This is a genomic window from Maricaulis sp. ABE4_448 (assembly GCF_056160825.1).
In genome coordinates this window covers 278051-298751 of sequence record NZ_JBSWXX010000001.1, presented here as the reverse complement: position 1 = coordinate 298751, position 20701 = coordinate 278051, and the positions used below count along the sequence as shown (strand labels likewise).

The following is a 20701-nucleotide window of genomic DNA, read 5'->3' as shown; positions in this document are numbered from 1 at the left end:
CATTTTAGGCCGATCACGGGGAATTGAGCCAGCGAATACTAGTGGAATGTGCCGCAAAGGGTGACCACACGCCCGCCCGTACCGATCTTGAAGCGCGCAATCCCGGCGCCCGAGACGGTGTTCACGCCGCCCAGATCGAGCTGTGTGACGCCGCGCTCGCGAAGCAGATCGAGTGCCTGCCAGAGCATGAGGTTATGCGCGCCCGATGCCCGGCCCGACGGATCGTTCCAGCCGATGTGATACGTAGCAGCGCAACCATGGACGAGGAAAAGCATGCCGGCGATCTTGGTGCGTCCTTCATCGGCCCGCAGGATCAGCACGCTGTTGCGGTCACCCTTGGCATCGGCATAGGCCGGCACCAGCGTAGCCGGCGTCGCGCGGTATCCGCGGCTGACGCGCTGGCCTTCCTCGGTCTCCAGCAGCCAGCGATACTGTGCGAGCTTGGTGCCATTCTGCTGAATCTTGAGCTTGGATTTCTCTGCCGCGTTCAGCCGGTTGCGCCACTTCTGGTCGAGCCCGGCGCGCAGGGCTTCCGGATCCTGCGTCAGATCGAGCAGCACGGTGGAGTATCCGGTCATGACACGGCTACGGCCGGCCATGCCCTGGGATGTTTCAGTATCGGGCGAGACCAGGGTGAGGCGCGGCCAGCCGAGCCCCAGCCCCTTGCGCAGGGCACGGATTGCGGCAGCCTTGCCTGACGGATCCACCTCTTCAAGCCAGACCGGGCCCCGCGTGCACAAGGCCATCTGCACGACACCGCCGATCCGGCGCGTGGTGAATTGCGCCAGCCCGACCAGCGTGTTGCCGTCGAGAATCCCGACGCGCCTGACCTCACCGCCCAGGGCCGTCACCGCTTCGCCATAGCTCCAGTCCTGCTGCAGCGCAGCCGGACGGTTCATGAGGGCAATGTCCCAGGTGATCCGGTTGATGTCGGGGTCGAGTCGCATGGGCAAAGCGTTAGGGAATCACGGTTAACAGGAACTGATCCGAACTGCCCGCGGGAGACTGACCGTGTTTTCCAGAAAAGCCCAGAGCGTGATGGGACACCGCATCACAGAGCCGCGCCCGACCCCGATGGCGGTCTGGCTGGTCTTTCTTTATGTCGGCGTCCCGCTGCTCGTGATCACCGGCCTGCTCGACCTGGCTATGCAGGTGTTTTTCAGCGTCTGCACCGGGTTGTGGTGCCTGGCCTAGGCAGCCGCCTGGCCCCAGGCCGGGAAAGGATCGCGCAAATCCCTGCGGGCGATAATGCGCCCTGTTTCATCCCGCCCCGGATCGATCAGACAGGCATCCAGCATGGCGCGCAAGGCCGCCTCGTCCATGCCGATACCGATAAAGACGATTTCCTGGCGCCGGTCGCCATAGTCCTTGTCCCATTGGGTCTCTAGATAAGTCGTGAACTGTGCCCCGTCAGGCCATTGTTCGCGGGGAACAGCCGCCCACCAGCGGCCCATGCCTTCATTCTGCACGAGGGGGCCAGCCTGGCTAAGCTCGCCCAGCCAGTCGGGCCGGGTCGCGATCCAGAAAAAGCCCTTTGCCCGCACGACGCCCGGCCAGGGCGTGTTGAACACGGCCTGCAGCTTCACCGGATCGAAGGGACGGCGCGCGCGATAGACAAAATGCCCGATACCGTACTCCTCGGTCTCCGGCACATGATCGGCAAACCCGTACAATTCCTTGGCCCAGAGCGGGTGTTCGTGCGCACGCTCGAAGTCGAACCGGCCGGTATCGAGCACATCTTCTAGCGGCACATCGGCATAGTCGGTCTCGATCACGCGCGCATCGGGGTTGAGCCCGCCCAGGATCGCCCGGATGGTTTCCAGCTGGCCTGAAGGCACGCTTGAAACCTTGTTCAAGACAATCACATCGGCAAACTCGATCTGGTCGACAAGCAACTGGACGAGCGCACGGTCATCCTCGTCATCAACGACCTCACCGCGATCGCGCAGAAAATCAGAACTGGAATAGTCATTGAGCATGTTGGCGGCGTCGACCACGGTCACCATCGTGTCGATCCGGGTGATGTCGCCGAGCGATGCGCCATTCTCGGCGCGGAACTCGAAGGTGGCAGCGACGGGCAGGGGCTCGGAAATGCCGGTCGACTCGATCAGCAGATAGTCGAACCGGCCCGACAGGGCGAGCGCCGTCACCTCTTCGAGCAGGTCTTCGCGCAGGGTGCAGCAGATACAGCCATTCGACATTTCGACGAGGTTCTCGTCGGTCCGGGACACAGAAGTACCGCCGGCCCTGACGAGTTCGGCATCGATATTGACCTCGCTCATATCATTGACGATCACGGCAACACGCTTGCCGTGCGGTGTGTTGAGAATGCGGTTGAGCAGGGTTGTCTTTCCTGCGCCCAGAAAGCCGGAAAGAACGGTGACGGGGAGCTTGTCGGTCTGCATCGGTGTCGCCTGCCTTAATCATCTATATTTTTTGATGTTATAACGTCACATTTCCGACCGTTTCAAGGCAGGTTTCCGATTGCGCTCTATTGTCTGGGTGCAGGGGCGGGGCCATCGGGCCGAGAGCCGCCCACCATCGCTGATTCCGGTTACTCGACCGATGAGGGGCCGCTCTTTCCTGACCCCGCCAAAACCCGGCGCGCCAGGATGATAACGAAGCCGAGCATCACCAAAGAAGCGGCCATCCAGGGCGCCAGCCCCACCGGCGCAACGACCCAGACCAGCGCATAGCCTATCCCCGCGAGCACCATGACAAGACCGGTGAAACGTTGGAAGGCGGCATGACCCGGACGGTTCCTTTCGGGGCCCGGCGCACTTGGCAGACGTTTGGCAACCGGATTGGCAAAAACGGCTACCGTGATGCCGATCATGATGCCGACAATGCGGTCCGGCAGCCCCGTGCCCACCCAGCCCTGGCTATCGGCAAAGGCCAGCGAAAGCGACACGGTCAGGAGAATGGCGGCATAGGCCACCGCGAAGCCGATATGGCGGGTGATCATGATGGGTCTCCGGGATCTTGGGTCTGTGACGAAAGGCCGAACACGCCCGCAAAGCCCAACAGCGCCTCTTCGAGTACCGAGACGTTGAGGTGATAGATCACCGACTTGCCGTCCTTCTCCGTGGTCACCAGGCCAGCCTGCCGAAGAACGGCGAAATGTGCGGACATTGTGGGTTTGGACACGGGAAAGGCAGACGCAAGCCGACCCGCCGATTGCGGGCCGGCCTTGAGCGCCTGGAGAACCTGGCGGCGAGTCGGGTCGGCGAGGGCTTTGAAGACATCGTTCATATTTAGATAATTAGCGAATTATCTAATTGTAGTCAAACCGGCTGCCCTCAGGCGAGGCTGCCATCCTCGATATCGCCATCGCCGTCCACGTCGTCGGAGGAGCGGCGCCCGCCCAGATCGTCACCATCCGTATCGTCGCGCCGGCGGCGGCCGTCCTGGTGTTGGGCATAGCCGGTCAGGCCGACACCCCAGTCCTTGTCGATCCCGTCGACGCCCCGGTTGCGGAAACGCATTTTCGGCCCCGGACGGACAAGCCAGCCATAGACCCACAAGGCGGCCAGAGCGCTGACCGCGATCAGCCCGGCTGCGAAACCGGCGCCCAGCTGCCCCTGCGGCTGCAGGAATATTCCGAAAAACCAGGCGAGGAATACGAAGACCGGCGCAGCAACAAGGATTGCGAAAAAGCGGCGGACTGGATGAGTGCGCATGTTGACCTCCCTTCGGTCCATCGCGGACCCGGCTTCAACCCTGCGCCGCAATCATGCCGGAAAAGGGGCAGCCGCCGGGGGACTGGCCGCCGCCGCATCCCGCCTCAGGCGCTTTCGCGATGATAGGTCAGCGCCAGGAAGACGTCTTCCAGATCGGCCTCCTCGGTGCGCAGATCGTCGATGCGATTGCCGGAGGCCCGGAATTTCTCGATCATTTCCGCGACCGACTGTTCGCCATAGCGATAGGTGATCGCCAGCGATCCATCCTCGCGGATCTCTGCATCATACCCGGCCAGCTCCGCCGGCACGGCGCTCAACGCATCGACCGGCTCGATCACCAGCGTCTTGGAATCCATCCGCTTGAGCAGGGTGTCCTTGGGCTCGCAGGCAATCACCTCGCCCTGGTCGATGATGGCGATCTCGTCGCACAGCTCCTGGGCTTCTTCCAGATAGTGCGTCGTCAGCACAATCGTCGTGCCGCGCGCATGCAGTTCGCGCACATACTCCCAGAGCTGGCGGCGCAGCTCGATATCGACACCGGCTGTCGGCTCGTCGAGCACCAAAACAGGCGGCGTGTGCACCATCGCCTTGGCGACCAGAAGGCGGCGCTTCATCCCGCCGGACAATTGCCGCACATAGGCATCGCGCTTGTCGGACAGGCCCACGGCATCGAGCAGTTCGTCGGTCCGCCGTTCGGCCTTCGGTACGCCGTAGAAGCCGGCCATGAGTTCCAGCGTTTCGCGCGGCGTGAAGAAGACATCGGTATTGATCTCCTGCGGCACCACGCCGATCGCGGCCCGCGCCGCCCGGCTGTCATGGTCGATATCAATGCCCCAGGTCCGCGCCGTGCCGGATGTCTTGTTCACCAGACCGGCGAAGATATTGATGAAAGTCGACTTGCCCGCTCCATTGGGGCCGAGCAGGCCGAAGATGGATCCGCGGCGGACTCTGAGATCGACCCCTTTGAGCGCTTCCTTCGGCGGCGCCTTGCCCGCCTTCCCATAGGTCTTGCGAAGATCGATCGCTTCAAGGGCGTATTCGGGCATGGAAGAACTGTCGGACATGTCGCCTCGGAATTGACGGGACGGGGTCAAGCGCCATAACTAGGCGCCATACCTAGGGATCGTCCCGCTGTCTGTCCATGAGGGCTTTTCAATGGCCGACGCCAGCAATGCCTTTCCGCCGCCGGAAGTCATCGTCACCGAAGACCATCGCATTGCCTGCGATGGCGGCGGCGGTGCGCTCGGCCATCCGAAGATTTATCTGGAAATGGGCGAGGACGACTTTGTCGAGTGCGGATACTGCGGCCGCCGCTTCGTGAAGAAGGGTTCGGCGCAGGATCCGACCGCCTGACCGGGTGGGCATAGCCCGCAAGGGCCGCAAGACGCCGATCACACAAGACGACTGGGGAGGCGTCTTTGGGTCAAACCGCCAGCCAGCGCATCGGGCTGATCACCGGCCTCGTGCTGGCGGTCCTCCTGCAATTCATTCCGGTTCCGGACGGGCTTTCGCGTGAAGCCTGGCTGCTGGCCTCGCTCGCCCTGCTGATGGCAAGCTGGTGGGCGACGGAAGCGATACCCATCGCCGCCACGGCGCTCATCCCCATCGCCCTCTTCCCGCTTCTGGGCATCACCTCCACAGGGGCTGCCACGGCACCCTATGCCAGTCCGATCGTGATGCTGCTGCTGGGCGGGTTCGTCATCGCCCTGTCCATCGAGCGCTGGAATCTGCACACGCGCATCGCGCTCAATGTCGTCGCCCGTTTCGGCGGACAGCCGGCGGCGCTTATCGCCGGCTTCATGCTGGCTTCTGCCCTCCTGTCGATGTGGATTTCCAATACGGCAACGACGCTGATGATGATCCCCATCGCCTTGCGGGTTGCGGCCGAAGTGGAACGCGAAGGCGTGACGACGAAATTCTTCGCGCCGGCCCTGGCCCTGGGGATCGCCTATTCCGCCTCGATCGGCGGCATGGCCACGCCGGTCGGCACGCCGACCAATCTGATCGGGCTGGGATTCCTGCAGAACGAATTCGGCCGCACGCTGGATTTCGCCAGCTGGATGGGTGTCGGCCTGCCCGTTGTCGCGCTGATCATCCCCGCCGCCTGGTTCGTGCTGACGCGTTGGGCCTTCTCCCTCAAGGGCGAACGCGCCAGTGGCGCCGCGCACGATCTGGTAAAGGACGAGCTGGGCAAGCTGGGCCGCATGACGGTGCCGGAACTGCGCGTCGCCGCTCTGTTCGGCACGGTTGCCATCCTGTGGATGGGCGCCACCCTCCCCAGCTTCCTGATCTCCTGGGTCCCCGGGATCCCCGCCGGCGAGTGGAGCTGGGGTTGGAATCCGCTTCTCGGCTGGATTGGCGATACGCTGGGTCTGCCCGTCGATATCCGCCTCGGCAATACCCAGATCGCCGTGATGGGGGCGCTGGCGGCCTTCCTCATCCCGTCCGGCTGCCGCACCGAAGGCCGCGGCACCGCCCTGATGGCCTGGGAAGACACGGCCCGCCTGCCCTGGAATGTCATCATCCTGTTCGGCGGCGGGCTCTCCCTCGCGGCTGCACTCACGGCCACCGGCCTCGCCGACTGGCTCGGCGGGCAGATGCACTTCCTTACCGACCTGCCCACCCCGCTGCTGATCCTGGTGATCGTCGCGGTGATCGTCTTCCTGACCGAGCTGACCTCCAATGTCGCGACCGTGACCGGCTTCATGCCCGTGCTGGGCATTATCGCGGTGGAAGCCGGCGTGCCCGCCGAACAGCTCATCGCGCCGGTCGCCATCGCCGGCTCGGCCGCCTTCATGCTGCCGGTCGCCACAGCGCCCAACGCCATCGTCTATGCGTCCGGCGCCGTGACCCAGGGCCAGATGATCAAGGCCGGCTTCCGGCTCAACCTGCTCGCCGTGCTGGCGATCGCCAGCGTCGGCTCGGTGGCGGCGATGCTGGGTTTCGGGGGCTAGGAGAGGTCACCGCACTCCACCGATGACCTTCCCCGCGCACCGCGTTAACCTCGCGGCGATCCAAGCCAGAGAGAGCCCCATGGCCGAGAAGAAGCCCCTCGACGAGACCTCCCACCTCTACCTGATCGACGGGTCGGGCTATATCTTCCGCGCCTATCACGCCCTGCCGCCGCTCACCCGGTCGGACGGCACGCCTGTGGGCGCGGTGCAGGGCTTTTGCAACATGCTCTGGAAGCTGCTCGAGGATCTCAAGGGCGAGGACGCGCCCTCGCACCTGGCCGTGATCTTCGACCATTCCGGCAAGTCTTTCCGGAACGAGATCTACGACCAGTACAAGGCGCACCGCCCGCCGGCGCCGGAAGACCTGGTGCCGCAATTCTCCATCATCCGCGACGCCACGCGCGCCTTCGGCACGCCGTGTATCGAGCGGGAGAATTACGAGGCCGACGACATCATCGCCACCTATGCCCGCATGGCCGAGGCGAAGGGCGCGAAAGTGACCATCGTCTCCTCCGACAAGGATCTGATGCAGCTGGTCTCCGACAAGATCGACATGTTCGACGCGATGAAGAACAAGCGCATCGAAGCGGAACAGGTGGTCGAGAAATTCGGCGTCGGGCCGGACAAGGTTATCGATATCCAGTCGCTCGCCGGCGACAGCGTCGACAACGTCCCCGGCGTGCCCGGTATCGGCGTGAAGACCGCCGCTCTTTTGATCAATGAATACGGCGACCTCGACACGCTGCTGGCGCGCGCCGAAGAGATCAAGCAGAAGGGCCGGCGCGAAAAACTCCTCGCCCACGCCGAGGATGCCCGTATCTCGCGCCAGCTGGTCACGCTGAAGACCGACACGCCCGTCACCGACGATATGGACGAGTTCGGCATCACCGATCCGGATGCGGAAACGCTTGTCGGCTTCCTGAAAGAGATGGAATTCCGCACTTTCACACGCAAGGTCGAGGAAGCCCTGGGCGGTCCGGTCGCCGACGAGACGGGCGATGCCACCGCACCCATCAATCGCGACAGCTATGAATGCGTCACCACGATGGAGCAGTTGCAGGCCTGGATCGAGAAGGCCCGCACAGCCGGTGTGATCGCTGTCGATACCGAGACCGACGCGCTGTCCGCCACCGCATCCGGCCTGGTCGGCATCTGCCTCGCCACCGCGCCGGGCGAGGCCTGCTACATCCCGCTCGCCCATGTCGATCCGGAGGGCTCCGGCGACATGTTCGATACGGGCGAAAAACCCGACCAGATCCCGATGGACGACGCCATCGCCGCCCTCAAACCCCTGCTGGAAGATCCCGCCGTTCTGAAAGTCGGCCAGAACTTCAAATACGATCTCTCCGTCCTCGGCCGCTACGGCATCGATGTCGCGCCCTATGACGACACGATGCTGATCTCCTATGTCATGGAGGCGGGTCTGCACGGGCATGGCATGGACGAGCTGGCCGAGCTTCACCTGGGCCATCAATGCATTGCCTTCAAGGAGATCTGCGGCACCGGCAAGAACCAGATCAGTTTCGACAAGGTGCCGCTGGACAAGGCGACGCAATATGCCGCCGAGGATGCCGACGTCACGCTGCGCCTGTGGGAAATCCTCAAGCCGGCCATGGTCTCCAAGAAGAAGGCGACGGTCTACGAGAGGCTGGAACGCCCGATGGCCAAAGTCCTCTCGGACATGGAACGGGTGGGCGTGAAGGTCGATCCGGATCAGCTGCGCCAATTGTCCTCCGACTTCGCCCAGAAAATGGCCGCCGCCGAGGCCGCGGCCCACGAAGCAGCGGGGCATGAATTCAACGTCGCCTCGCCCAAGCAGATCGGCGAGATCCTGTTCGGCGAGATGGGCCTGCCCGGCGGCAAGAAGACCAAGACCGGCGCCTGGTCGACCGACGCGGCCGTGCTCGACCAGCTGGCGGCGGAAGGACACGACCTGCCCGTCGCACTGCTGGAATACCGGCAATATGCCAAGCTGAAATCGACCTATTCGGACGCGCTCTTCGAGCACATCAATCCGAAGACCAAGCGCATTCACGGCTCCTTCTCGCTGGCCGCCACCACGACCGGCCGGCTCTCCTCGACCGAGCCCAACCTGCAGAATATCCCGATCCGCACCGAGGCCGGCCGCAAGATCCGCGAAGTCTTCATCGCCGAACCGGGTCATTGCCTGGTCGCGGCCGACTATTCCCAGATCGAGCTGCGGCTTCTGGCCCATATCGCCGATGTGGAGAGCCTGAAACAGGCTTTCCGCGACGGCCAGGACATCCACGCCATGACGGCTTCGGAAGTCTTCGGCGTGCCGGTGGAGGGCATGGACCCGATGGTCCGCCGCAAGGCCAAGGCGATCAATTTCGGCGTCATCTACGGCATTTCCGCCTTCGGTCTGGCCAACCAGATCGATGTCTCCCGCGAGGAGGCCAAGAACTTCATCGACGCCTATTTCGAGAAATTCCCGGGCATTGCCGACTATATGGAGCGCATGAAGACCGAGGCGAAGGACACCGGCTATGTCGAGACCGTGTTCGGCCGCCGCTGCCACTTCCCGGGCATTCGCGACAAGAATCCCAACATGCGCATGTTCGCCGAGCGCCAGGCCATCAACGCCCCGATCCAGGGCAGTGCCGCCGACGTCATCCGCCGCGCCATGATCCGCATGGACGACGCCCTCCGCGCCGCCAATCTCGACGCCCGCATGCTCCTCCAGGTCCACGACGAACTCGTCTTCGAAGTTCCCGAAGACCAGGCCGACCGCCTGATCGACCTGGCCTCAAAAGTAATGGGCGAGGCGTGCGCACCGGCGGTGGAGTTGAGCGTGCCGCTGGATGTGGACGCGAAGAAGGGTAAGAGTTGGGCGGAGGCGCACTGACCCCTTGTCCGCGATCAGGGAGAGGCGGTTCTGAAGCCCCCGCGCACACGGGTGGCCGGGAGAAATGGTGAGCTGAAGCCGCAATAGACACCGTCACCCTGACGAAAGTCAGGGCCCAGTTCATAGAGCGCGGTGGCCGCGATCTCGCACTTATCCCGCAAACCGTCACCGCTCAGGCCGAGCCCCTCTAGCCCAAATCTCCCTTTACGATCTGGGTCCTGACTTTCGTCAGGATGACGGTTTGTGGGGACGGATATCCGAAACTTATCCCCACCCTCTCATTTGCCCTTACCATCGTCAGCGGTTTCCGGGATGGGAGGCATGAGCTCAGTCCCTTGTGCCCGGGAGCGTGCGGAGCTCGTCCGCGCCTGGTGGGTGACAGCATCAGGCTCCGGCGTGGCCATCTGCGGGGACACCGGCAAAAAGCTCGACCGGCCCGTGCCTGCAGGTTTCGAGACGGGGCCCGCAAGGGACCCGGGTAAATCTCCGCGTGCGGGATGCCTCGGGCATCACCACCAAACCTTCAAATCCGGACACGATGTCCGCCGTGCATCCCGCACCCCTCTCATCGCTCCAGGGCGCTAGCCCGTGGAGGATTTCCCGCTGGGAGCCTTTCCTCCCCATGGAATGGGGAGGTGGATCGCCGCGAGGCGGCGAGACGGAGGGGCGCCGCGTCAGCGGCGATGTGTCAGCGACAAGCTCCACCGCTTCCCGGCGCTCGCGCGCCGGCCCCTTCGCCCCCTCCTTCGCCAAGGCGATGGAGGGCCCACTTCCCCACACGGTGGGGAAGAAAGGCAGAGCGCGCTTTCCCCGGCACGGGGGCCGGGGGAAGAGGAGAGAGAGTGTGTGGGCACAATCAGACCAAAACACACAAACGCCCGCCCCCGGGAGGGCGGGCGCTGCAATGCGTCTTGTCGCCGGTCTAGGCGTCGACTTCGGCCTCGAGCGCATGCTCCTGGATGAAGTCGCGGCGCGGTTCGACGACGTCGCCCATGAGCTTGGTGAAGAGCTCGTCGGCGGTATCGGCATGGGTGACCGAGACCTGCAGCAGGGAGCGCGCATTCGGGTCGAGCGTGGTTTCCCAGAGCTGACCGGGGTTCATTTCGCCCAGACCCTTGTAGCGCTGGATCTTCATGCCCTTGGCACCGGACGTGGTGACGGCGTCGACCAGCTGGCTGGGCGAATGGATACGCACGGCACCGGATTTCGGTGCGAACACGGCCGGGCCGGTATAGTCGCCGGCGATTGCCTGGGCGCGCTCGGACAGGCGTTTCGCTTCCGGGCTTTCGCGCAGATTGGCGTCGAGCACCACGGTCTCGGTGACACCGCGGACCTCGCGCTGGAAGATCAGCTGGTATTCCTCGCCCAGACGTGCCGTCCAGCCATCCTCGCCCTCGTCGGCAACGGCGTTGAGGCGTTCGGCAGCCGTCTTCACAGCCTCCTCGGACGGCTCCAGCACCAGCGCACCAGCCAGGGCGGCGGCTTCAAGGGCGAAGCCCGGAGCCCGTGCCGTCAGGCGGTCGACGGAGAGTTTCACGCCGCGCGCCGAAGCGACACGGCCGGCCAGGTCCTGGCCGTAGATCACCTCGCCACCGGCCAGGGTCAGCGTCGCGTCGGACGCGCCTTCCTCGATCAGGTAGGCGTCCATTTCCGCCTGGTCCTTCACATAGCGCTCCGAACGGCCCTTGGTGATCTTGTAGAGCGGCGGCTGGGCGATATAGAGGTGGCCGCGCTCGATCAGCTCGGGCATCTGCCGGTAGAAGAAGGTCAGCAGAAGCGTACGGATGTGGGCGCCGTCCACGTCGGCATCGGTCATGATGATGACCTTGTGGTAGCGCAGCTTTTCGTAGTTGATCTGGTCGCGCCCGATACCCGTGCCCAGCGCCGTGATCAACGTGCCGACCTGGTCGGACGAGAGCATCTTGTCGAAGCGTGCGCGCTCGACATTGAGGATCTTGCCCCGCAGCGGCAGCACAGCCTGGTTCTCGCGGTGACGGCCCTGCTTGGCAGAACCGCCGGCCGAGTCACCCTCGACGATGAAGAGTTCGGACTTGGCCGGATCCTTCTCCTGACAGTCGGCGAGCTTGCCGGGCAGGGAGGTGATGTCCAGCGCCGACTTGCGCCGCGTCAGCTCGCGCGCCTTGCGGGCGGCTTCGCGGGCGGCGGCGGCCTCGATGATCTTGGAGACGACCATCTTGGCTTCGTTGGGATGCTCCTCGAACCATTCGGCCAGCGCCTCGCCGACCGCGCCCTCGACGGCGGGACGGACTTCCGAGGAAACCAGCTTGTCCTTGGTCTGGGAGGAGAATTTGGGGTCCGGCACCTTCACCGACAGGACGCAGGTCAGGCCTTCACGGGCATCATCGCCGGAGATGGCGACCTTGGCCTTGGCGGCCAGGCCGGAGGAGCCGGCATAATTGTTGATGATACGGGTCAGCGCACCACGAAAACCGGCCAGGTGGGTGCCGCCATCGCGCTGGGGAATGTTGTTGGTGAAGCAGAGCACATTCTCGTGATAGCTGTCATTCCACTCCAGCGCCGCTTCCACCGAAACACCGTCACGTTCGCCCTGGATCAGGACGGGCGGGGTGAAGAGCGGCGTCTTGGTGCGGTCGAGGTGCGAAACGAAGGCCGCCACGCCGCCCTCATACATCATCGTGTCGGAGAAGGGCTCGGAACCGCGATCATCCTTCAGCGTGATCTTGACGCCGGAGTTCAGGAAAGCGAGTTCGCGCAGCCGGTGCTGCAGCGTGTCGCGATCGAACTCCGTCATGGTGAAGGTGTCCTCGGAGGGCATGAAGCGCACTTCCGTGCCCTTCTGGCCCTCGGCCTCGCCAATGACCTTGAGATCTTCCTCGGCCTCGCCGCGGCGGAAGCGCATGTGGTGCTTCTTGCCATTGCGCCAGATGGTCAGGTCCATCCAGTCGGACAGCGCGTTCACCACCGAGACGCCCACGCCGTGCAGGCCGCCGGACACCTTGTAGGAATTCTGGTCGAACTTACCGCCGGCGTGCAGCTGGGTCATGATGACCTGGGCCGCAGAGACGCCCTCTTCCTTGTGGATATCGGTCGGAATGCCACGACCGTCATCACGCACCGAGGCCGACCCGTCGGCATGCAGGCGCACCACGACTTCGGTACAATGGCCGGCGAGCGCTTCGTCGATCGCATTGTCGACGACCTCGTAGACCATGTGGTGAAGGCCGGAACCGTCATCGGTGTCGCCGATATACATGCCCGGGCGCTTGCGCACGGCGTCGAGCCCTTTGAGGACCTTGATCGACTCCGCGCCGTATTCCTGATTCGCTTGTTCCGTCATGGGATTATTGTACAGGTTTCGCGGCCCTGTGACCACTCGCGCGCACACGCGCGCGTACGTACGCGCGTGAGTCAGATCGCGGCGTCTCCAGCCTCCGGACGGGCCATCCGCCGCTTCAGCCAGTTGCGGCCGATCACGCCGATCAGGACCAGCAACAGAACCGCTCCGCCGACCGCGGTCCAGGCCTGTAGCCCGGCGCCCTCGAGGCCCCGGATCGCGGCATGGCTGGCAAAGGCGATCAGCGCCATTTTCGGCACGCTGCCGATCGCGGTCCCGGCGATGAAGTCGCGAAAGCGCATCGGCGTGCAGCCGGCCGCAGCATTGATCACGATAGAGGGCAGGGTCGGCACGAGGCGGATCACCGCGCTGGCCCAGAAGCCGTGGCGTGCCAGCTCGTCCATCACGATGGCGGCGTCAGAGCCCGCCCGCTCTTCCACCCAGCCCGCGCCGAGCCTGCGGCCGAGGGCGAAACCAAGCGCACAGGCGGCCAGCTTGCCCGCCCAGCTGTATGCGAAGCCCGCCCAGGGCCCGAAGGCTGCCACCATCGCGGCGATCAGCACCGCCTGCGGCGTGCCCAGCAGAATCAGCACCAAGAAGAGCACCAGCGCGACCGGCGGCGCCCAGACAGTGCCGCCTGCCGCGTCGAGCATGTCCAAACCACGCCGCGTGACGTCTTCAGGCAGAAGAAAGGCCGCAAACCCGCCAAGCGAGAACAGGGCAATGAGCACAATCAGGGCTGCCGCCCGGCCCGGATGGCGCCGGACGAGACCGGCCAGCGCTCCAGGGATCATGGCTGCGCCCGGTAGAGCGTCAGCCGCATCTCGTCGCCATTGGAGTAGTTCTGCCCCTCGATCGTTTCCAGCGCTTGCAGGGACATCCCCAGCGCCCCGGCCTGCGCGAGGAAGGGCTCGGCTTCGGAGGCGTCAATCAGGGCCAGCGAGCAGGCCGTATCCGCCGCCAGCCGGGTCGCGGCATCGGCGGCATCTGCGGCCAGCACGGTGTCATAGGGGCCGTGGCGATAGACCAGGCTGGGTTCGCGGAAGGCGGAGGTGACCAGATGGGTCGGTTCACACGCCGCATGCGCATCGACGGCCGCAACGATGCGCGGCGTCAGCCACAATGTTTCCAGCCGCGGCATGGTCACGCCATAGACCGTGACCACCGCCAGCGCCCCGCCGGCCAGTCCGGCCGCAAGCGAGGCCGGGCGGCGGCCGGTGAGATAGAGGGCCAGCGCTGCGGCTGCAGCGAGGAATATGGCTGCGCCCAGCACGACGAGCAGCGGCGAGACACTGCCCTCGGACCAGTGAAACCCGGCCGCAGGCACAGCGGCGACCAGTCCGGAAAAGCCGAGCCACACGATGGCGTAGAGCCCGGCTGCAATCTTCAGCCAGAGCGGCGCCTTTCTGTCGCCCGGCGCGAAGATCGCTGCCACGGCGAGCACGGCCAGGGCCGGATAGGTCGGCATCACATAGTGCGGCAGCTTGGTCGCGATCAGTTCGTAGGCGATCCAGGCCGGCACGATCCAGCAGATCAGATAGCGCACGGCCGGCCGGGTCCGGTTTGCCCAGGCCCACCAGCCGGCGAAAACCGCAAACAGCGAGCCCGGCCAGAAGGTCAGCGAGAACAGGCCGAGATAATAGCCCGGCGGGCCGGCATGGGATTGCTGGCTCTCGCCCACCTTGCCCATCAGGCTGTCGCCGACGGCCTCGGCGTAAAAAGCACCGTCGGACACGATACCGATGGCGACATACCAGGGCAGGGCGATGAGCAGGAAAAGCGGCACGCCCCAGAGCGGTTTCAGTCCCCCCAGCCAGGAAAACCTGCGGTCCCAGACCAGCAGCGCGGCCAGCGCCAGGCCGATGAAAAGCAGGATGATCGGCCCTTTGATCATCATGCCAGCACCCAGCGCCGCCCAGAACAGGGCCGGCCGCCACCAATGCCCCTGCGGCTGCAGATAGACCCGCATCAGGGAGAGGTGCGCCGCCGTGATCGTCGCCAGCAACACGGCATCGGTCTTGGCGATCCGTGCCTCGAACCCGACAGCGAGGGCCGTCGCGACGAGCAGGCCAGCACCCAGCCCCGCGGTGCGTCCGAAGAGGCCGGCCGCAATGGCCGCTGTCATGGCGACCGCAGCAAGGATCCCGAGAAAGGAGGGAATACGATGCGCCCAGATCGCACGGTCGTCCGCCGTGCCGGTCACAGTCACCGCGATCGATTGCAGCCAGTAGATTCCGGCCGGCTGCAGATAGCGTTGCTCGTCCTGGAAGCGGATGTCGATGAAGTCGCCGGTCTCGACCATCTGGCTGGTCGCGACGGCATAGCGGCCCTCATCGCGATCCACCGGCGGGATGGAGGAGATACCCGGCAACAGCGCCATACAGGAAAGCAGGACCAGAACGAGCCAGTCCTTCCATCCCAGACGGCGAGCCGCCTCACTCACGGGCGGCGCTCTTGGATGCGGCCGGGCGCCTTGGTCCGCCGCACCAGCCAGATCACGCCCATCGTGTCGAATATGCCGACAAAGGCGCGGCCGATATTGGTGTATTTCGACTGGCCGGCATGGCGGGCGCGGTGGCGCACCGGATGATTGATCAACGGATGCCCATAGCGCTGGAACAGGGCTGGCAGGAAGCGGTGCATGCCCTCGAAACAAGGCAGCAACAGGAAGGCCTCGCGCGGGAAAACCTTCACGCCGCAGCCGGTATCCGGACAGTGATCGCCCAGCACCGCAGCGCGGAAACCATTGGCGATGCGGGTCGCCACAAGCCGCGAGACCGGATCATTGCGGCGCACACGCGTGCCGGCAACCAGCGGCGCCTCACCCTCGGCGGCCCAGGCTTTTTCCAGCATGCCGGGAAGATCGGCCGGATCGTTCTGCCCGTCGCCATCCATGGTCGCGATCCAGGGCGCGCGGGCGGCCAGAACGCCGGAGCGCACCGCCTGCGACTTGCCGCAGCGACGGTCATGGCGGACGACACGGACGCGCGGATCCTTTGCGGCGATATCCTGCAGGATGTCAGGTGTAGCGTCGCGCGACCCATCGTCCACGAAAACGATCTCGAACGCGCCGGCGCGTTCCATTTCGCGCAGCGTTTCCTCGCACACGGCGGCAACATTCTCCGCCTCGTCGAGCACGGCGATCACGACACAGGCCCGCGGCCCCTCGCCGGACCGTTCCGGCCGCCGGAAATCGATGCTTGTCGGCTCGCTCATTTCCCTGCCCCGATCATTGCGCCGCGAGTGTGTGCCGCTTCGGCGCCGGTTACAAACCTCAATCGCCGCATCTTCCGTCCGATAACCGGCATGCTAGCGCGCGACCAGCAACAGGATCGCAATACCGGTCATGACCAGCCCGGTTACGATGTCCGCTCCGCGCCGGACCGCCGGCGTCACCAGCCATTCGCGAGCCCGGTGCGCGCCGCCGATATAAGCCCCGGCGGTAAGCACGGCCAGCACGGTCATCATGGCCAGCATCAGCGCGTAGGTCGGCGGCGTGATGGCGTCGAGCGGCACGAAGGCCGGCACCAGGGTCAGGTAGAAAACGATGGGCTTTGGATTGGACAAGGGCATGGCGACACCCGCAATGAAGGTCGCGGCATGGCTGCGCTTCGAGCCTGCCTTGAAGACCGGCTTCGGCCGGGCACCGGTCCAGGCACTCCAGAATGCCCGGAACGCCATCCAGGACAGACAGGCCACCCCGACCAGCTTGGCCGCCAGCCAGAAGCCGGACAATTGCGTCGCCAGCGCCGACAGCCCCGTCACCGCCAGGGTGAACCAGAACATGTCGCCCAGGAGGATACCGGATCCGTAGATCGCCGCATTCACCGGCCCGGCATCCAGCGTCCGCGCCACCATCGCCGCAATCCCGGGGCCCGGCGTGATGAACAGAACCAGCAACGCACCGGCAAAGAGAAGGAGGTTTTCGGGTGTCATGCCGAGCACTCCACATGGGCCGCATCGACCTCGAAATACTGCACCTGCCCTCCAAAGGGCTCAAACAACACGCGCTCCACACCGGTCAGCCAGGCCTGGGAGCCGGTGGCGAGAATTTCGCGGGCGAGGCCCTCGCGGCGGGGGGCGTCCAGATGGGCGCAGGCCTCGTCGAACAGCAGGAGCGGGGCCACGCCACCCTGCCGGGCGAGCGCCCGGGCCTGGGCCAGAGCGAGGGTGAGGATAAGTGCCTTCTGCTCGCCGGTCGAACAATCGCCGGCGGGCTGGTCCTTCTCTCGATGACGGGCGGCCAGTTCTGTCCGGTGGGGGCCGCGCGTCAGGGTGCGGCCCGCCGCGCCGTCCCGCCGGCGGCCGTCGCGCAGCGCCGCGGCAAACCTGTCTTCGGCTGTCCCGGCATCCAGCCCGTCGGCCAGATCGGCCTCGACCGCGCCGTCGAGTGCCAGATCGGCTTGCGGAAAGGCGCCCTCGGGACGGGCATCAATCTCGCCCTGCAGACGGATCAGCGCATCGAGCCGCGCCGCCGCCATAGCCACGCCATGACCGGCCATCTCGCTTTCCAGCGCGTTGAGCCAGGCCGGGTCCGCCTGGCCCTCGTCCAGCAGACGCTGACGGCGCGTGCGCACCTTGTCATAGGCCGTCGCCGCTTCGGCATGGGCGGGATCCGCGGCGTAGACGAGCCGGTCGAAAAATTTCAGCCGGTCGGCCCGGGGACCGGCGAACAGGCGGTCCTGGGCCGGCGTCAGCCAGATCATCGGCACCAGCCGCGCCAGTTCCCCTTGGGGTGCGGGCTCGCCGTCGATCCGGGTTTCGCGACGCCCGCCATTGCGCGCACCGACGCCGAGACGGACCTCGCCATCGCGCGTCTCCATCTCGGCGAACACAGCCCAGGCCTCGGCCGGACCGGACGCGTCCTTGCGGGCAACACCGTCAGCCCCCGCCGAGCGCAGGCCGCGCCCGGGCACAAGAAAGGAAAGCGCTTCGAGGAGATTGGTCTTGCCCGCCCCGTTGGCGCCGTAAAGCGCGACCGGCGTCGGGCCCAGCTCCAGATCGAGCGCGGCGTAGCAGCGGAAATCGGTAAGTCGCAAACGACGAACCGCCGCAGGCGGAACCGGCGGCGGCGTCAGAGTCTCGAATTCGGCAGACCCGTCCGTCACACCCGCAACGGCATCAGAACGTAGAGCGCATCTTCATCGCCGCTGTCTGTCACCAGGGCCGGCGAGGCCGCGTCGGCGAAGTGGAAGCGCGCCTCGTCGCCCTCGATCTGCGAAGCGACATCCAGCATGTAGCGCGCGTTGAAACCGATGGCGAAGCCTTCATCGGAATAGGACACGGCGAGCTCTTCCTCGGCCTGACCGCTCTCCGGATTGTTGACGGCCAGCGTCAGCGTGTCCTGACCCAGCGAAAGCTTCACCGAGCGCGACTTCTCGACCGAGATGGTGGCGACGCGGTCGACGGCCTCGGCGAAACGCTTGTTCTCGACCGACATCACCCGGGTATTGCCGCGCGGGATGACGCGCTCATAGTCCGGGAAGGCGCCGTCGATCAGCTTGGAGGTCAGCACGGCGCGGCCCAAGCGGAAACGGATCTTGCCTTCGGAGACCGAGACCTCGACATCGTCGTCAGCGTCTTCCAGCAAACGGCGGACTTCCTGCACGGTCTTGCGCGGCACGATCACGCCCGGCATGCCATCGGCTCCGTCCGGCAGATCGATCTCGGCCAGCGCCAGGCGCACGCCATCGGTCGCGACAGCACGCAGCGTCTTGCGGCCGTCATGCTCGGCGGCATGCAGATGAATGCCGTTGAGATAATAGCGGGTCTCTTCGGTGGAGATCGCGAAACGGGTCTTGTCGATAACCCGGGCCAGTTCGCTTGCCGGGACCAAAAAGCGGTGTTCGAGATCCTCGGTCGGCATGACCGGAAAATCGCCCGGCGGCAGGCAGGGCAGCGAGAAGTTCGACCGGCCGGCCTTCAGCGTCAGCCGCGGATCGCCGCCCGCCATCTCCAGCGTGACATCGGCGCCGTCCGGCAGTTTGCGGGTAATGTCATACAGCGTGTGCGCCGGCGCGGTCACCAGACCTTCGCCCTCGCAGGTCGCGTCCGTCGTTTCCAGGATTTCGATATCAAGATCGGTGGCCGCGAAACTCGCGCCATCCGGCCCGGCCGAAATCAGGACATTGGACAGGATCGGGATCGTGTTGCGCTTTTCGACGACGGCCTGAACATGGCCCAGGGCCTTCAGGAGCGTTGCGCGCTCAATCGTCAGCTTCATGTCTTACGTCCGCTTGCACATTGGCGGCATCACCGCAGCGTGACACCGGGGTCGGTCGGGACAGCACCGGGCAAATCACCCCGTGCCGAAACAGGTGGGTCAAAGAGGATACATGAAAACGCGCGTTCGCAAGAGATTTCTCCAGCGCACGCGCCTTCTCCACATCTGACACTCGCCGGAAGATCCGGACCTAGCTCTGAAGCTCGCGGGTCAGCCGATCAATATCGTCACCCACCGGATCCCCGGCTTCCAGCAGCGCCGTGACCTTGTTGACCGCATGAATGACGGTGGAATGGTCCCGCCCGCCAAAGCGTCGGCCGATATCCGGCAGCGAACGCGTCGTCATCGTCTTGGCCAGATACATCGCGACATGCCGCGGCCGCACGACGCTCTGGGTACGGCGCTTGGAGCAGATATCTGCCGGTGTCACGCCATAATGGCTGGCGACGACCTTCTGTATGTCGTCCACTGTCAGGCGCCGCTCGGAATTCAGCGACAATTCGCGCAGCGCGGTCGACACAGCCTCCATCGTCACCGGCAGGCCGAGCAGAGCCGTACGGCAGATGACATTGTTCAGAACGCCTTCCAGCTCGCGCGGGCTGGTCGTGATACGGGCAGCGAGGAAGTCGCGCACGGCTTCCGGCACATCAAGCACCGGATAGTGGCATTTTGCCTGGGCAATCTTGCAGTCGAGGATCTGACGACGCAGGTCGAGATCGGGCTTGCCGAGCGGACAGGACAGCCCCCCCGTCAGCAGCGAACGCAACCGGTCATCGGACACCTGCAGCTCGGCGGGCGGCCGGTGCGAAGCCAGGACCACCTGCTTGTTCTCGGCGATCAGCGCCGCGATCGTGTTCAGAAGTTCGTCTTCGGTTTTCAGCTTGCCGGCGATGAAGTGGACATCATCGATCAGCAGCACATCGACACCGCGCACGGTTTCCTTGAAGGACATCGTGTCGCGCGCCCGCATCGCGGTCACGAAGCCGGACAGGAATTCCTCGGCCGTCAGATAGAGCGCCTTGCGCGGACGGGAGGCGTGTTCGAAGGCGCTCGCCATGGCGTGCATGAGGTGCGTTTTTCCGACACCGTAATCGCCATAGAAGAACACGGGGTTGAAGGGCGGCGTCTGGGCACCGACCACAGTTCGCGCCGCGGCAGCCGCAACTTCATTGGCCGGACCGACCCGGAAACTGTCGAAGGTGAAGCGCGTCTCGCCGATCGCTGGTGCGGCGTCCGCTTCCCGCGATGTCCGCGCCTCCTTCACGGGCACGTCCGAAACAGCTTTTTTAACCAGCTCGGCAGGCCTTGAAACCACCGGTTGAGCGTGGGCACTACCTTCAACGACGAGATGGATTGGACGAAGCGTCGTATCGAGCTCGGACCAGATTGCGCGAATACGCGCCCCCCAATGATCCTCGACCCAGTCACGATTGAACTGGCTCGGCGCGACAATGACGATCGCCCCCGTGTCCGAAACACTGACCCGCAAGCGGGCGATTTCCTGCGAGTAAAGTGCCTGACCGCACTCATCCCGAAGCCGGGATCTCACCTGCCGCCAGATAGCCGAAACGCCACCGGTTCCATCGACTTCGAAGCCTGCTGCTTTCGCCTCTGCCACAGCCAGTTTGTTCAACGCCATCGTTCGCCACACTTTTGTTTTTA

The 20701-nt window shown here is 65.0% G+C and carries 18 protein-coding genes; 4 read left to right on the top strand and 14 right to left on the bottom strand.

The annotated features are described in order from the left end of the window. Positions 1-38 precede the first annotated feature (38 nt). On the bottom strand, positions 39-947 hold the full coding sequence (locus ACXAJV_RS01500) for a lipid II:glycine glycyltransferase FemX (protein ID WP_475081123.1): 909 nt from the start codon (positions 945-947) through the stop codon (positions 39-41). Positions 948-1011: 64 nt separating this feature from the next. Here ACXAJV_RS01500 and ACXAJV_RS01495 point away from each other — a divergent pair, with 64 nt between their 5' ends. Then, positions 1012-1194 carry a hypothetical protein gene (locus ACXAJV_RS01495; protein WP_475081120.1) on the top strand — a complete coding sequence of 61 codons (183 nt, stop codon included), beginning with the start codon at positions 1012-1014 and terminating at the stop codon, positions 1192-1194. Here the strand turns inward: ACXAJV_RS01495 and ACXAJV_RS01490 are convergent. From ACXAJV_RS01490 to ACXAJV_RS01470, 5 genes are all read right to left on the bottom strand, one after another. Next, complete coding sequence (locus tag ACXAJV_RS01490) at positions 1191-2405, bottom strand: GTP-binding protein (RefSeq protein ID WP_475081117.1); 1215 nt, start codon at positions 2403-2405, stop codon at positions 1191-1193. The two genes, ACXAJV_RS01495 and ACXAJV_RS01490, sit on opposite strands and share 4 nt — an antisense overlap. Before the next feature lie 149 nt (positions 2406-2554). Then, the gene (locus tag ACXAJV_RS01485) at positions 2555-2965 is read right to left on the bottom strand and encodes a hypothetical protein (protein ID WP_475081115.1); all 411 of its coding nucleotides are present in this window, start codon (positions 2963-2965) and stop codon (positions 2555-2557) included. Continuing rightward, the gene (locus ACXAJV_RS01480; RefSeq protein WP_475081112.1) at positions 2962-3252 is read right to left on the bottom strand and encodes an autorepressor SdpR family transcription factor; all 291 of its coding nucleotides are present in this window, start codon (positions 3250-3252) and stop codon (positions 2962-2964) included. Before ACXAJV_RS01480 ends, ACXAJV_RS01485 begins: the two co-directional genes overlap by 4 nt. Before the next feature lie 47 nt (positions 3253-3299). After that, positions 3300-3680 (bottom strand): hypothetical protein, encoded by a 381-nt coding sequence (locus ACXAJV_RS01475; RefSeq protein WP_475081110.1) that lies wholly within the window; start codon positions 3678-3680, stop codon positions 3300-3302. A 104-nt stretch (positions 3681-3784) separates the two neighbouring features. Next, the gene (locus tag ACXAJV_RS01470) at positions 3785-4744 is read right to left on the bottom strand and encodes an ABC transporter ATP-binding protein (protein WP_475081107.1); all 960 of its coding nucleotides are present in this window, start codon (positions 4742-4744) and stop codon (positions 3785-3787) included. Between the two features lie 91 nt (positions 4745-4835). Between ACXAJV_RS01470 and ACXAJV_RS01465 the strand changes: the two genes are divergently transcribed. The 3 genes from ACXAJV_RS01465 to polA all read left to right on the top strand — a co-directional run bounded on the left by ACXAJV_RS01465 (position 4836) and on the right by polA (position 9500). After that, positions 4836-5033, top strand: a complete 198-nt coding sequence (locus ACXAJV_RS01465; RefSeq protein ID WP_475081104.1) for a zinc-finger domain-containing protein — start codon at positions 4836-4838, stop codon at positions 5031-5033. 65 nt (positions 5034-5098) lie between these two features. Beyond that, complete coding sequence (locus tag ACXAJV_RS01460; RefSeq protein WP_475081101.1) at positions 5099-6634, top strand: SLC13 family permease; 1536 nt, start codon at positions 5099-5101, stop codon at positions 6632-6634. Positions 6635-6713: 79 nt separating this feature from the next. Continuing rightward, on the top strand, positions 6714-9500 hold the full coding sequence (gene polA, locus ACXAJV_RS01455; protein WP_475081099.1) for a DNA polymerase I: 2787 nt from the start codon (positions 6714-6716) through the stop codon (positions 9498-9500). A gap of 922 nt (positions 9501-10422) precedes the next feature. On the opposite strand, the gene gyrB is transcribed toward polA, so the two are convergent. From gyrB to dnaA, 8 genes are all read right to left on the bottom strand, one after another. Continuing rightward, a complete protein-coding gene (gene gyrB / locus ACXAJV_RS01450; protein WP_475081097.1) occupies positions 10423-12819 on the bottom strand; it encodes a DNA topoisomerase (ATP-hydrolyzing) subunit B in 2397 nt (798 codons plus the stop codon). Between the two features lie 71 nt (positions 12820-12890). Further along, positions 12891-13610 (bottom strand): TVP38/TMEM64 family protein, encoded by a 720-nt coding sequence (locus tag ACXAJV_RS01445; protein WP_475081095.1) that lies wholly within the window; start codon positions 13608-13610, stop codon positions 12891-12893. Next, the gene (locus tag ACXAJV_RS01440; protein ID WP_475081092.1) at positions 13607-15259 is read right to left on the bottom strand and encodes an ArnT family glycosyltransferase; all 1653 of its coding nucleotides are present in this window, start codon (positions 15257-15259) and stop codon (positions 13607-13609) included. The genes ACXAJV_RS01445 and ACXAJV_RS01440 overlap by 4 nt, the downstream gene beginning before the upstream one ends. Next, positions 15256-16032, bottom strand: a complete 777-nt coding sequence (locus ACXAJV_RS01435) for a glycosyltransferase family 2 protein (protein WP_475081090.1) — start codon at positions 16030-16032, stop codon at positions 15256-15258. Before ACXAJV_RS01435 ends, ACXAJV_RS01440 begins: the two co-directional genes overlap by 4 nt. Positions 16033-16125: 93 nt before the next feature. After that, positions 16126-16752, bottom strand: a complete 627-nt coding sequence (locus tag ACXAJV_RS01430; protein WP_475081087.1) for a LysE family translocator — start codon at positions 16750-16752, stop codon at positions 16126-16128. Beyond that, a complete protein-coding gene (gene recF, locus ACXAJV_RS01425; RefSeq protein WP_475081085.1) occupies positions 16749-17855 on the bottom strand; it encodes a DNA replication/repair protein RecF in 1107 nt (368 codons plus the stop codon). Before recF ends, ACXAJV_RS01430 begins: the two co-directional genes overlap by 4 nt. A gap of 65 nt (positions 17856-17920) precedes the next feature. Next, positions 17921-19039 carry a DNA polymerase III subunit beta gene (gene dnaN / locus ACXAJV_RS01420; protein ID WP_475081082.1) on the bottom strand — a complete coding sequence of 373 codons (1119 nt, stop codon included), beginning with the start codon at positions 19037-19039 and terminating at the stop codon, positions 17921-17923. Between the two features lie 190 nt (positions 19040-19229). Continuing rightward, positions 19230-20678: a chromosomal replication initiator protein DnaA gene (dnaA, locus tag ACXAJV_RS01415; protein WP_475081079.1), complete on the bottom strand. Its 1449-nt coding sequence runs from the start codon at positions 20676-20678 to the stop codon at positions 19230-19232. Between the last annotated feature and the right edge of the window lie 23 nt (positions 20679-20701).